This is a genomic window from Meiothermus ruber DSM 1279, assembly GCF_000024425.1.
In the GTDB taxonomy this organism is placed as follows: domain Bacteria; phylum Deinococcota; class Deinococci; order Deinococcales; family Thermaceae; genus Meiothermus; species Meiothermus ruber.
Genome location: NC_013946.1, coordinates 2,101,301 through 2,114,328, shown reverse-complemented (window position 1 = coordinate 2,114,328; position 13,028 = coordinate 2,101,301). Strand labels below are relative to the sequence as shown.

Sequence of the window (13,028 nt, the reverse complement as noted above, 5' to 3'; positions counted from 1 at the left end):
TGTCTATTCAGGGGCGGTATCCTGGCCTTGCATGACCCTGACCGGCTTCTACCTGCCTTTCTCCGAACAACTCGACCTCGAGGCCAACACCCGGATGCTGGCCCTGGTGCGGGCCTTGCTGGCCGATCCGCTGCCGGGCGTGACCGACGTGGTGCCTGGCTATGTGAAGCTTTACCTCGAGTACGACGCCGACCGGGTTTCACGGGCGCGGGTGGAGCGCTGGGTGCACCGGCATCTAGACACGTTAATCGGTACCCCTACAGGCAAGGAGGTCGAGATACCCGTTCGCTACGATGGGCCCGACCTGGCCTGGGTGGCCGAACAGACCGGCCTTTCGGTCAAGGAAGTGGTACGGCTGCACAGCCAGACCCCCTACCGGGTGTTCGCCACCGGCTTCACGCCGGGCTTTCCCTTCCTGGGGCCCCTGCCCGAGCGCCTGCGGCTACCCCGAAGGGGAACACCCAGGGCCCTGGTGCCGGCCCACGCGGTGGCGATTGCCGGTAGCCAGAGCGGGATTTATCCGCTGCCCTCGCCCGGTGGGTGGCACCTGATCGGCACCGCGCTCACCCAGGTCTACAACCCCCACCGCGCGCCGGTGTTTTTGCTGGAAGCCGGCGACCGGGTGCGGTTTGTGCCGTCTGAAGGCCCCACCCCGGCGGTGCCCGCCCTCAAGCCCTTGCTGCCAGCGGCACCGCGGTATCCGGCGCTGCGGGTGGAGGAGCCGGGCCTGCTGGATCTGGTGATGGACAGCGGGCGACGCATGGCCGGTCGCCTGGGGCTGGCGGCCTCGGGGGTGCTGGATGGGCGGCTGGCGGGCCTGGCCAACCGGTTGGTGGGCAACCCCCCGGATGCGCCGCTTTTGGAACTGACCCTCAAGGGCCCCGTGCTGAGCGCGTTGAGGCCGCTGGTGGCCGTCTTTGTGGGCTATGGAATGCGGCCCCTGGTGGGCGGCGCGCCGGTAGCGGTGGCCCAGACCTTTGCCTTGCGCACTGGCGATAAGCTGCACTTTGCCGCGGCCCCCGACGGTGCGCGGGGCTACCTGGCCCTGGCGGGGGGCCTCGAGAGCGATCGCTTTTATGGGAGCGCCAGCACCGACGTTAAGGGCCTGATCGGGCGGCCCTTGCAGGCCGGTGATGTGCTGGGGGTGGCGGAGATAAGGGAGGCTCGAGCGGGCTTCGGCTTTGCCCTACCCCCTCTGGGAGTGCGGCGGGTTCGCCTGCTGCCGGGGCCGCAGTACAGCCCGGAAGCGATGCGGGCTCTGTGCGCTGGAACCTACGAGCTGGCCTCGGGGGATCGGATGGGGCTTCGGTTTGTGGGGCCGGAGGTGCCGGGGGGCGAACTGATCAGCGAGGCCACCCCGCTGGGGGCGGTGCAGATTACCACCGAGGGTCAGCCCATTGTGCTGCTCAACGACCGGGGCCGCATTGGCGGCTATGCCAAGCCGGCGCTGGTGCACCCGGCCGACCTGCCCTGGCTGGCCCAGCTCCGCCCGGGGCAGACGGTTCGCTTCGTACCTGCTGCCCTCGAGTAGCCCGCCCACTTACGCCGACCACGACCTGAACCGGTGGGGCGCATACCCACGGGGGGTAGTGAGCTGGGTGGTTTACAGCCTGGGCCGAACTTGCCACAATACCCCTCAACGGCTTCTGTTGAGCGAGGTGGTTTGTGGACACCGTAAACACCCAAGTCAAGCGCTACTTTCGTAGCCAGTTTCACCTCGAGGCCCCCCTTTCGCCGGGCCGTTTCGAGGCGGTGCTGGCCAAACGCATCGGCAGCCCCGGCCGACGAAAACCCATCCTGGACGCCTGGAAAGGCTATCTGGAGGCCAAAGGGGGCGACCTGGAGGCGGTGCGAAGTTTTTACACCGCGGTGCTCTGCCACCCGCGGGAGCGACTGGAAGCCCTGGTGTATGCCATGCACCTGCCGTTTGTGGAGTTTTATATGCGGGTGCTGCCCCCGCTTTTGCCGGCCCAGGGGCGGGTGTTGGAGGTGGGGGCCTTCACCGGCGCGCTGGTGACGCTGCTGCGCGAGGCCCGGCCCGAGCTGGAGTGGCACGCCCTGGAGGGGGTGGCCCAGGCGGTGGAGGTGGGTCAAGCCCGCACCGGCCCGGGGGTACAGTGGCACCAGGGCTGGTTTCCAAACCAACCGGGCCTGCCGGAGATGGACGCGGTGCTGCTGCTCTCCTGCCTGCCCGAGGGGTATCTGGGGGGCCTGCCCAACACCCTCGAGGCCCCCCACTACCTTGAGCACTTCGACTTTGTGCGGCGCCTGCAGGGCCTCGAGGGGTTGCTCAAACCGGGCGGTCTGCTGGCCTACGCGCATGGCCCCTTTCTGGGCAAGAACCCCCAGGCCGTCGAGCAGGCCCTGGTGCAGATGGGGTTTGAGGCGGTGCAGGTGGTAGGCGAGGGGGACTACACCCTGATTACCGCCCGAATGCCGGTAGCGATGGTACGGCCCGAGCCCTCCCCGGGGCCGGGCGAAGCCCCGAACCCCAGGCCAAGCACACCAAGCCCCCTGCCCTCGAGCGACGAGGTCTGGGCTTTGCTCGAGGGCGGCGCGTATGCCGAGGTGCTAGGCCGTGTGCCAGAAGGCACCACCGGTGAGCTGGCCTACCTGCGGGGCCGGGCCCTGTTTGCCCTGGCGCGTTACGCCGAAGCCGAGGCGGCCCTGGCCCTGGCCCATCAGCCCGAAGCCGAAAACCTGCGGGTGCTGTGCTGGGCCGAGCAGGAGGATTACCAGCGGGCCCTGCCCCGCCTGGAGGCGCTGTCCAGCCGGGGGGGGCGGTTCAAACTGGCCTTGGGTAAGGTCTACCTGGGCCTGGGGCGGCTTTCGGAGGCCCTGCGGCAGCTTTTCGAGTGCGGCCTGCCCGAGGCCGAGGTCTACCTCAAAACCACCCTCGAGCGCATCGAGGAGCGCGTGGTGCGCCTGTGCCGCGAGGGCGACTGGAGCGAGGCCAGCCGCCGGGTGGAGTTTGTGGAAGACCTCTCGCCCGACCTGCTGTCGCGCGGGCTGCTGCGGGCGGGCTTGCAGGCCGCCTTGCAGCAGGGCCTGTGGGGCCGGGCGGCCCGGTACGCCCAGCGCCTGTACGTGCTGGGGGAGTCGCACGGGGCTTTGGGGCTGGCCCTGGCGGGCCTGAAGGTGCGGGGCCCCGAGGACCTGGACAAAGTGCCGCTGGCCGACCTGAAGGAAGCGGAGCCCTACCTGACCGATGCGGTGGCCCGGGCCGAGGACGCCACCGCGCTGCTGGCCCTGGGTCTGCTGCGGCACCGCGAGGGGCGGCACACCGAGGCGCTGCGCTACCTCGAGCGGGCCGCGCGGGAGTCCAGGGGGGAGGCGGCTGGGCTGGCCTACCACCTGCTGGCCCTGTCCAGGCGGGCCCTGGGGGCCCCGGTGCTCGAGGTGCTGGGCGACCACAAGCGGGCCCACGCCCACCGGGCCTACCCGGTAACCCAGTTGTTTGAGCTGGCCCTGGAGGCGCGGGAAGCCGGGGAGCCGGTGCTGGCCCGGGAGTTCTTGGGCCGGGTGCGCGAGGCGGGGTTGCAGCCCTTCGCGCAGATTGAGCCCGTACTCAAACTGGTGGAGGAGCTGGAGGGGCCCTGGGAGGCCTTCCGGATGCTCACCCAGAGCCTTGAACAGTCCGCCGAGCCGCCTTTGGAGCACCTCGAGCTGGCCTACCGCCTCTCGCGCAGCTTCTCCCAGAGCCAGGAGGCCGGGGCGGTGCGGGGGCGCTACCTGGCCGCGCTGTACAACGCCGGGCAGGCCCTGGGGGCCGAGGGGCTCTTGCTTTCTGAGCTGGCTCGCAACCCCGAGGCCCTGGAGGTGCTCTACGACCTGGCCGAGCACTACGAGCGCACCGGGGCCTACCAGAAAGCCACCGAGACCTGGCGCAAGGCCCTGGACATCGCCTATTACCGGGAAAAAGACCTCGAGCTTTCGCGCGAGATTCTGCGCAACCTGTTTTTCCTGAACCCCACCGACCCCGAGCTACAGCTTTACCTGGAGGAGCTCAAGGCCACCTCGAGGGCCCTGGCAACCCTCGAGGGCGGCCCCGATACCCTGGCCGGGGTCACCCCCGAGGTTCTGATGCGCGAGGGGTTGCCCCGCTTTCACGGGGAGTACCTGATCGTGGTGGGGGGCACACCCAGCTTCGCAGCCGCCTGACCCCCATCCTGCAACACCAGGGCCTCGAGCTCGACTGGTTCGACTCCGATAGCTACACCGCGGGGCGGGAGGTCATCCGGCGCATTCATAGCCGGCTCGAGCGGGCCCACGGCCTGATGATCATCAGCAGCTACGTGGGCCACGACCTTTCCGAGCCGGTGCGGCTGGAGGCCGAAAACCTGGGGGTGCCGGTCTACATTACCCCGGGCCGGGCCCGCGGCGTGACCGGCTTTTTGCGGGCGGTGGCCGAGTTCGCCCCGCAGATTTTCAGGCGGGCGCTCAAAGGGGGCTAGGGGTTACCGCAGCGCGGCCAGGTATTCCTCGGCCTGGCGCACGGCTGCTTCCAGGTCGGGTTCGCCGCCGGGGTAATACAGCGCCCGGCTGGCCGAGTTAAGCAGCCCCGGCCCTTTGATGGCCTGGCCCCCCTGGGCCCCCAGGCCGGGCAGGAGTAGCAAGGAGTGGGGGAGGCGCTGGCGTATCTCGGTAACCTGCTCGGGGTAGGTCACCCCCACCACCGCCGCCACCCGCGACCACTCGCCCACCCGCTGCTGCTCGGCTTGCTGGGCCAGGTAGTCCGCCACAGCCTGGTACAGCCGACCCCCCTGCTCCAGGGGCAAGTCCTGAAAAAGCCCTGAGCCGGGGTTGGAGGTTTTGACCAGCACGAACACCGCGCCCCCCGAGGCCTGGGCCGCGTTGAAAAAAGGCTCCAGGGCATCGCGGCCTAGGTATGGATTCACCGTCAGGGCCGAGCCTGGATAGGCCTGCAGATAGGCTTTGGCATAAGCCTCGGCGGTGGAGCCGATATCGCCCCGCTTGGCATCCACAATCACCGGCAGCGAGAGCACCCGGGCCCCCACGATCAGCTCGTGCATCAGCGTAAAACCCTGCGGGCCCAGGGCCTCGAAGAAGGCGGCCTGGAACTTGACGGCGCAGATTCTGCCAGCCAGGGCTTCCAGAAGCTCGAGGGTGTAGCGGCGGATGTGGGCCAGTGGGTTGGGGCCGTGTAGCTCGGGCCGGGGGTCTACCCCCAGCACCAGGGGTGGGCGCGATGCGACTGCTTCAACAAACTCCATCGCTAGCAGCCTACCTTTTGTCACCCAATTTTCAAGCGCCGGCTGAATGGGTGTTGACTTTGGCCTGTGCATCATATCGTCGGAGGTGAAATATGAAGCGATGGGTGGCATTGGGTTTGTCGTTTGCGATAGGGCTGGCCCAGGCACCGCAGGTGGAGCTGGTGGGGTTTGCGGTTCTGCCTGCCGATACTTTTGCCGAGGGGCCGGCCAGTGGGGCCTACCGCCAGAACCCGGGTTTTCGCAACGCACCGGCCCCCTTTAGCAGCCAGCCGGTGCAGGGTTTTAGCGCCGTCCAGTTCGGGCCGCAGCCCGGTAGTTACTGGGTGCTTTCCGACAACGGTTTTGGCTCCAAGGCCAACAGCCCGGACTATCTATTGCGCCTGTATCTTGTGACCCCGCGGCCCCGCACCGCGCAGGGGGGCGCCGGAACGGTTGAGGTAAACCGCTTTATCCAACTGCGCGACCCCAACCGCCTGGTGCCTTTTCCCATCCTGAACGAGAACACCCCCGACCGCCTGCTCACCGGCTACGACTTTGACCCCGAATCGTTTGTGATTGCCGCCGATGGAACCCTCTGGGTTGGGGATGAGTTCGGGCCTTATCTACTGCACTTCGATGCCAACGGTGTTTTGCTGGATCCGCCCTTCGCCACGCCCGACTACGGCGCGGGCAAAGACCCTAGCAAAGACCAGGTGCGGGCTCCGCAGAACCCGGCTCTCCTGCTGAACCCGGTAGGCCCGGGGCAGCCCAGCGCGGCCAACCTGCCCACTACCAGGGGTTATGAGGGCATGACCACCAACCCCTCTCGCAACCGCATCTACGCCATGCTCGAGGGCACTGTTAGCGGCGACCCTGCTGGCACGGTGCGTCTGATGGAGTTCGATCCGGTCAGCAAGCGCTGGGTGGGTCTGGTGGGCCGCTACCAGTTCGACGACCCTGCCCATGCCATTGGCGAGATGGCCGTCATCAACGACAACGAGTACCTGGTTATCGAGCGCGACGCCCGGCAAGGTGCGGAGGCCCGCTTCAAGCGCATTTACAAGATTGATCTCAACCGGCGCGATGCCAACGGGATTTTCGCTAAAGAGCTGGTGGTTGACCTGCTGAACATCGCCGATCCAAGGGGACTGGCCCCCAGCACCCAGGGTGGGGTTTTTCGCTTTCCTTACTTCACCATCGAGGCGGTGCTGGTGCTGGACGCCAGCACGCTGCTGGTTGCCAACGACAACAACTACCCGGCCACAGGCGGGCGCGGGGCCGAGGTCAAGGACGCCAACGAGTTTATCTGGCTCCGCCTTCCTGCGCCCCTGCGTCCGGCACCTGGGGTGGGCCAGCCTCGAGGTTAGGACGTAGCACCAGGCAGCCTGCAGCCCCGATGCCGGGTGGTGCTCTGTACGCTGCCCCCACCCGGAATATCGGGGTTGCCTTGAGTGCTCTAGACCCAGGAAAGCTCGAGCCTCGCCTCCAGATGCCCCACCTCGAGCCGCCGCACATTCCGAACCGGCGGCCGGCGCCACTCCAGCTCCACTTCTGGCGAGAGCAGGCCCAGTTCCTCCAGCAGCCTGATTACCATGGGTTCCCGGGCCTCGTTGGAGCCGCTCTCCACCTTGAGGGCGATGCCCAGGGGGCCCCAGCGGGTCTCCCGCAGGGCCAGGCCGTAGTAGCCGTCGGCCCCGCGCTTGGCCACCAGTCCCGGTAGCTTTTGCATCAGCACGGTGTCAATGCTTTTGGGGCCGGCCACCAGGTCGGGGTGCTGCCGCATGGCCTGAAAAACCGCCTCCAGGCCGGCCTGGTACCTGGCAGGGGCGGCCTCGGGCCAGGCCAGCAGGGCAAACATCCGGGCGGCGGGGGCCAGGGGCAAGGCGAAGGTGGGCACGCTGCACCCGTCCACGCCATAGGGGATGTGGGGCTGGCCCGATAGCTCCCGCAGGGTCTGCAGGTTGAGCTGCTGCACCGGGTGCTCGGGCTGTTCGTAACCGCGGGGGCTTACCCCCAGCGCCAGGGCGGCCGCCAGCATGCCGGTGTGTTTGCCCGAGCAGTTGTTGTGCAGGGGGGTGGGGGCCTGGCCGGCCTGCTGCAGGGCCTTGCGCGCCTCGCTGTCGAAGGGGGGATGGGTGCCGCAGGCCAGATAGCTTTCGTCCAGGCCAATTTTGCGCAGGTAATTGGCGGCCACGGCGACGTGCTGCTCGGTTCCATCGTGGGAAGCACAGGTCAGGGCCACCTCGGCCGGGGTGATGCCAAAGCGCTGGATGGCGCCGCTCAGGTAGAGGGCCAGGGCCTGGAAGGGCTTGGCCGAGGAGCGCAGGGGGGCCTGGAGGTAGGGGTTGCCGCCGTAGGCCAGCACCCGGCCAGAGGGCTCCACAATAGCCAGCGAAACCTTGTGGCGGTTTTCCAGCAGGCCGCCGCGGTAGAGGTAGGTGTACGCGTTCATCGCCCATAGCCTATTGCATGAGGCCCTGGCTGGTAAGCCTCGAGGGAGGGGAAGTGTGGCCCAGCTCTGCTTGTGTGTTGACCAAGGCTTGACAGGCCTTGCTAAGCATATTGGATGGAGGTACAGGTATGAAACGCAGAGACCTAATCAAAGCAGGAGTGGTCGCCGGAGCTGCTGCGGCCCTCTCGGCCCAGGCCCAGAGCGCCCAAGCCAACCAGCCGGGCATCCTGACCCGTGCGCGCAACCTGATTTTCTTCGCCTACGACGGCATGGGCTGGGAAGACTACGCCATCGCCCAGTTCTACGCCCGGCGGGTGCTGGGCAAGCCGCTGGCATTGGAGCGCTTTTTGGCTACTGGTGTGAGCGGGCTGCAGAACACCAACAGCCTGACCAGCTTTGTCACCGAGTCCAGCGCAGCCTCCAACGCCTGGAGCACCGGGGTCAAGACCGTGAACGGCGGGCTGGCTATTCACGTAGATGGGCGCCAGCTCACCCCCATCTTCGCCCTGGCCAAGCAGCAGGGCAAGGCCGTGGGCCTGGTCTCCACCGCCACCATCACCCATGCCACCCCGGCGGGCTTCGTGATCTCCAACCCCGACCGCAACGCCGAAGATCAGATCGCCGAGCAGTACCTGGAGTTCGGCGCGGAAGTGTACCTGGGTGGAGGCCAGCGCTTCTTCGACCCAGCGGTGCGCCGCGATAAGAAAGACCTCTACGCCGCCTACGCGGCCAAGGGGTATGGGGTGGTGAAGAACCTGCGGGAGCTCGAGGCCTCCAACGCCTCCAAGCTGCTGGGCGTGTTCAGCAGCAGCCACATCCCCTACGAGGCCGACCGGCGCTTCCAGGGCGTGGACACCCCCAGCCTGGCCCAGATGACCCGCGCGGCCCTGCCCCGTCTGGCCGCTTCTTCCAAGGGCTTTGTGCTCCAGGTCGAGGCCGCCCGCATCGACCACGCCAACCACCTCAACGACCCCGCGGGCTCGCTGTGGGATATCCTGGCCGCCGACGAGGCCCTGGAAGTGGTGATGAACTTTGTGGATCAGAACCCCGACACCCTGCTGATCATTGGTTCCGACCATGTCTGCGGGGCGCCTGCGCTGTATGGCACCGGCTCTTCCTACCGCGAGAGCAGCGCCGGGGTGCTGATGCTCGAGAACCAGAAAGGCACCTTCGAGTTCATGCTGGGCCGCCTCGGCAACAACCCCAGCCCCGAACAGGTGGTGGAAATCTTCCGCACCGTGAAGGGCGTGACCCTCAAACCCGAGCAGGCCCAGGCGGTGGTGGACGCCATCGCCCAGCGGGTCTACCAGCCCGACACGGTGCGCTACGGCGTGCAGCCCGCCAACACCCTCTCCTGGGTGATGCGCCAGACCGATGCCCGCAAGCCCGACCTGCCCAACATCGGCTGGAACTCGGGGCAGCACACCGCCAGCCCCACCCTGTTTGGGGTGTATGGCCGGGGGATTGGGGCGGCCCGGATCGGCCTGATTGACAACACCTACAACTTCACCCTGATGACCCGGGCCCTGGGCATCCGCTTCCAGAACCCGGTGATGAGCGAGCAGGAGGCCCTCGAGGTGCTCAGGAGCCGCTCCGAGCGCCCCTGGAACCATCCCGAGGACGCCCTGGTGCTGGTCTAATGCCGTTTCCGCTTGAATCCTTCACCGCCCTGCGTAGTCAGAGGTGAAGGATTCAAGCCGACCGAAGGGAGTAGAAAAGCCTTTCGGTAGTATCGTTTAGGCTTGTCAAAGTGAGCGATACTACCGAAATGCGCATAAAAACTTCCGCACTACACGGCAGGAGGTTCCTGGCCTCCTGCCTTTGTCACAGGAGGGCAAGGTGAATAGACGCGAGGTCGGTAAAACCCTGCTGGCCGGCCTTCTGGCGCTGGGTGCGGCGGGGCGGGGCCAGACACCGGCGCCGGCCCCGGTGCGAATTGCCGAGCCCGGCCAACTGCCCGAGGTCTGGGCTGACCTCGAGTTCCGCTTTGCCGGCCAGCCCTGCTTGCTGGTGCGGGTGCCGCCCCCATCGCAGCCCAGCCCGCGGGTGCTGGAGGCGCAGGGGGTTTTTCTGACTGCCTTCTCCCGGGTCTGCCCCCACGCGGGCTGTACGGTGCCCCTGCCGGATCAGCAGCGCTTCATCGAGTGCGGCTGTCATGGCAGCCGCTTCCAGGCCGATGGCCTCAGGGTCGCGGGGCCTGCCCCCACCGACCTGCTGGCGATCCGCCTCGAGCTGCGCGAGGGGGCGGTCTGGGCGGTGGGGTGGCTGGACGCTTAGCGTTCGCGCCTGTTCTGTAAACCAACAGCCATCTTCACCTGCATGGCCCCAGACGCCTGTCACAGGCGAGGAAAGGCGGGTATCTGGCCAGGGCCTTTTTGCAGGGCCTGGCGGGTGGCCTCAATCAAATCAACCACCCGAACCCCCCGGTAGGTTGCAGGCAGGCCCTCCAGATGCTTCAAAGCTTTGTGAAAGTTGCGCCAGCCACCCCGGGGGTTGTCCCTGGCTTTATGCAACGCAGCGGCCAGCAGGATAACCCCATGAGTCAGCTCCCGATCCGGGCCCGAAAGCTGCTGCCAGAGAGGCTCCAGGGCCTCGTGCACCTCCCAGAACCGTCCCTGATGCCAAAGCTCGAGCGCCTCGGTGTATTCGGGCCTATTCAACAAATCGATTCCTTGCACTATAAAAAGTGTATCGGCTTCCCCTGCAGCCGGCCAGCCGTGCTAGAGTGTGGAGCCTAGAGGGCCTGTGCCTGGGCCTAGCCTGTGAGGTAAATAACTATGGCCAAACCGATCGAAGTCAACGATGCCAACTTTGACGCCACCCTCAAGGAAAATAAGTACGTGCTGGTGGACTTCTGGGCCGAATGGTGCGGCCCCTGCCGCATGGTAGCGCCGGTGATGGAGGAGCTGGCCAAGGAATACGAGGGTAAGGTAACGGTCGCCAAGCTGGATGTGGATGCCAACCCCCAGACCGCCATGAAATTCCGGGTGATGAGCATCCCCACCATCATCCTTTTCAAAGACGGGCAGCCGGTGGAGGTCATGGTGGGGGCGGCCCCCAAGAGCAACTTTGTGGCCCGGCTCAATAAGCACGTGCAGGTTAGCGCTTAGGCCCATCCCATAAGCGCAGCCCCCTTACCTGGACGGCCAAGGGGGCTTATGCTTTGGCTTGATGCACAGCTATCACCTCAACATCAACGACCCTGCCTTTATCTACGACCCTTACCCCACCCTGGCCCACCTGCGGGAGAACCTGCCAGTCTTCTACGACGAGGTCTGGAACAAAATTTTCTTCCTGCGCTACGAGGACATCGCCAACCTGTTGCGCGATAAGCGCCTGGGCCGCTCGATTACCCACATCCTCTCCCGCGACGAGCTGGGCTGGCCGCCGCCCAACCCGCTGACCCGCGACTTTGACCACTTCCAGGAAAACCACATGCTCGATAACGAGCCGCCCAAGCACACCCGGCTCAAGGGCCTGATGATGAAGGCCTTCACCCCGGCCCGGGTGGAGGGGCTGCGCGGGAAGATTCAGGCCATCGTAAACGAACTGCTCGACCGGGCCGAAGACCTGGGCCAGATGGATCTTCTGCGGGACTACGCCGAACCCCTGCCCGTCACGGTGATCGCCGAGCTTTTGGGCGTGCCCAAGGAGGATCGGCACCTTTTGCGCCCCTGGTCGGCCAAAATTGTCAAGCTGTACGAGCTGGGCTTCACCGATGAGCAGGCCAGGGAGGCCAACCAGGCGGTGGTGGAGTTTTCGGCCTACATCCGGCAACTGGCCGACGAACGCCGGCGCAAGCCCGGCGACGACCTGATCTCGGCCCTGGTGGAGGTGGAAGAGCAGGGCGACAAACTCACCCCCGACGAGCTGGTGGCCAACTGCATCCTGCTCCTGAACGCTGGCCACGAGGCTACGGTCAATGGTACCACCGCTGGCTTCCTGGCCCTTTCGCGCAACCCCGAGCAGATGGAGCAGGCCAAGGAGGCAGCGGCCAAGAACCACCCGGAGTTTTTCAAGCTGGCCGTGGAGGAGCTGCTGCGCTACGACACCCCTTTGCCGATGTTTGAGCGCTGGGTGCTCGAGGACTTCGAGTACAAAGGCATCCCCCTGCGGCGCGGCCAGGAGGTGGCCCTGATGTACGCCTCGGGTAACCGCGACCCACGCAAGTTCCCCGATCCCGACCGGCTCTGTCTGACCCGCACGGAAAACTACCACCTGACCTTTGGCCTGGGCATCCACTACTGCATTGGCGCACCCCTGGCGCGGCTCGAGCTCCAGACCTCCTTCCAGACCCTGCTCAAGCGGCTGCCCAACATCCACCTGGCCACCGACCGGATCGAGTACGCCGGTGGGTTCGTGATCCGGGGCCACAAGGCCATGCCGGTGGCTTTTTAGGCCAGCAACAGCACCTTGAGCGCTTTATCCCGTCCCAAAGCCGCGGCGAAAGCAGGTTGAACCTCGTTCAGGGCAAAGCGGTGGGTGACAAGGGGCTGGGCCAGCACTCTCTGCTGGGCCAGTAGCCGGATGGCCTCCTGAAAGTCGGAGAAGGTGTACATCAGGCTTCCTTTCAGGGTGAGTTCCCAGTCCTGGACGAGGCCGGCGGACAGGGTGGTGGGCCGGCCGTATACCCCCACCACCACCACCGTACCGCCTTTGTGGGCTCCTTGGATGGCCGCCTCGAGGGCCCTTTCGTTACCCACGCACTCAAAAATTACCTCGTACTTGGCAGCATCTGGCGCTTTGGCCGCTAGCCCCAGCCCTTCGGCCGCCCGGCGCCGGGCCTCGAGCAGATCCACCACCACCACCTGGGCTGCACCGTAAGCCTTGGCAACCTGCGCCACCAGCAGTCCGATGGTGCCTGCTCCCAGCACCGCCACCCGCTTGCCCTGTACGGGGGTCAGGGCCACCGCGTGCACCGCCACCGCCAGCGGTTCGACCATGGCCCCTAACTCGATATCAAACCCCTGGGGCAGGCGGTGCAGGTTCTGGACGGGGCTCACAAAGCGCTCGGCCAGGGCCCCAGGGGCCTGGAAGCCCATGACCCGGAGCCGCTCGCAGATGTTGTAGCGGCCGCTGCGGCAAGGCACGCACTGGCCGCAGGTGAGGGCGGGCTCGAGGGCCACCAGCGCCCCCCGCCAGGCGGGGTCTACCCCCGAACCCACCTCCACCACCCGGGCGGCCACCTCGTGGCCGGGGAAGACCGGGTAGCGCACAAAGGGGTGCTGGCCTTCGTACACGTGTAAATCGGAGCCGCACACCCCTATCGCCAGGGGCTCGAGCAGCACCTCACCGTGCTGCGGCTGCGGTGGGTCGGCCTCCGACCACTGGATTACATGAGGGGCTGGGATTACCGCACGCAT

Annotated in this window: 10 protein-coding genes and 1 pseudogene; 7 read left to right on the top strand and 4 right to left on the bottom strand. The window is 66.6% G+C overall.

Annotated features, from left to right (window positions below; all coding sequences use genetic code 11):
* Positions 1-31 precede the first annotated feature (31 nt).
* Together pxpB and MRUB_RS10460 are read left to right on the top strand one after the other, a co-directional pair.
* Positions 32-1,531: a 5-oxoprolinase subunit PxpB gene (pxpB, locus tag MRUB_RS10465; protein WP_013014325.1), complete on the top strand. Its 1,500-nt coding sequence runs from the start codon at positions 32-34 to the stop codon at positions 1,529-1,531.
* 134 nt (positions 1,532-1,665) lie between these two features.
* A pseudogene (locus tag MRUB_RS10460) lies at positions 1,666-4,454 on the top strand (tetratricopeptide repeat protein).
* A gap of 3 nt (positions 4,455-4,457) precedes the next feature.
* On the opposite strand, the gene pyrF reads toward MRUB_RS10460, so the two are convergent.
* Entirely contained in the window at positions 4,458-5,234 is a 777-nt protein-coding gene (gene pyrF, locus MRUB_RS10455; RefSeq protein WP_013014324.1) for an orotidine-5'-phosphate decarboxylase, read from the bottom strand.
* A 92-nt stretch (positions 5,235-5,326) separates the two neighbouring features.
* Between pyrF and MRUB_RS10450 the strand changes: the two genes are divergently transcribed.
* Positions 5,327-6,580: an esterase-like activity of phytase family protein gene (locus MRUB_RS10450; protein ID WP_013014323.1), complete on the top strand. Its 1,254-nt coding sequence runs from the start codon at positions 5,327-5,329 to the stop codon at positions 6,578-6,580.
* Positions 6,581-6,669: 89 nt separating this feature from the next.
* Here MRUB_RS10450 and MRUB_RS10445 read toward each other — a convergent pair whose 3' ends face one another.
* A complete protein-coding gene (locus MRUB_RS10445; protein WP_013014322.1) occupies positions 6,670-7,665 on the bottom strand; it encodes an asparaginase in 996 nt (331 codons plus the stop codon).
* 128 nt (positions 7,666-7,793) lie between these two features.
* On the opposite strand from MRUB_RS10445, the gene MRUB_RS10440 reads away from it, so the two are divergent.
* Both MRUB_RS10440 and MRUB_RS10435 read left to right on the top strand, forming a co-directional pair.
* Positions 7,794-9,305 carry an alkaline phosphatase gene (locus tag MRUB_RS10440; RefSeq protein WP_013014321.1) on the top strand — a complete coding sequence of 504 codons (1,512 nt, stop codon included), beginning with the start codon at positions 7,794-7,796 and terminating at the stop codon, positions 9,303-9,305.
* Between the two features lie 199 nt (positions 9,306-9,504).
* Positions 9,505-9,942, top strand: a complete 438-nt coding sequence (locus tag MRUB_RS10435; protein ID WP_013014320.1) for a QcrA and Rieske domain-containing protein — start codon at positions 9,505-9,507, stop codon at positions 9,940-9,942.
* Between the two features lie 59 nt (positions 9,943-10,001).
* On the opposite strand, the gene MRUB_RS10430 is transcribed toward MRUB_RS10435, so the two are convergent.
* Entirely contained in the window at positions 10,002-10,343 is a 342-nt protein-coding gene (locus tag MRUB_RS10430) for a DUF309 domain-containing protein (RefSeq protein WP_013014319.1), read from the bottom strand.
* Positions 10,344-10,442: 99 nt separating this feature from the next.
* Between MRUB_RS10430 and trxA the strand changes: the two genes are divergently transcribed.
* Positions 10,443-10,775, top strand: a complete 333-nt coding sequence (gene trxA / locus MRUB_RS10425; protein WP_013014318.1) for a thioredoxin — start codon at positions 10,443-10,445, stop codon at positions 10,773-10,775.
* Positions 10,776-10,836: 61 nt separating this feature from the next.
* Positions 10,837-12,063, top strand: coding sequence for a cytochrome P450 (locus MRUB_RS10420; protein ID WP_013014317.1), 1,227 nt, complete (start codon positions 10,837-10,839; stop codon positions 12,061-12,063).
* On the opposite strand, the gene MRUB_RS16240 is transcribed toward MRUB_RS10420, so the two are convergent.
* Entirely contained in the window at positions 12,060-13,028 is a 969-nt protein-coding gene (locus MRUB_RS16240) for a zinc-dependent alcohol dehydrogenase (RefSeq protein ID WP_013014316.1), read from the bottom strand. The genes MRUB_RS10420 and MRUB_RS16240 overlap by 4 nt on opposite strands.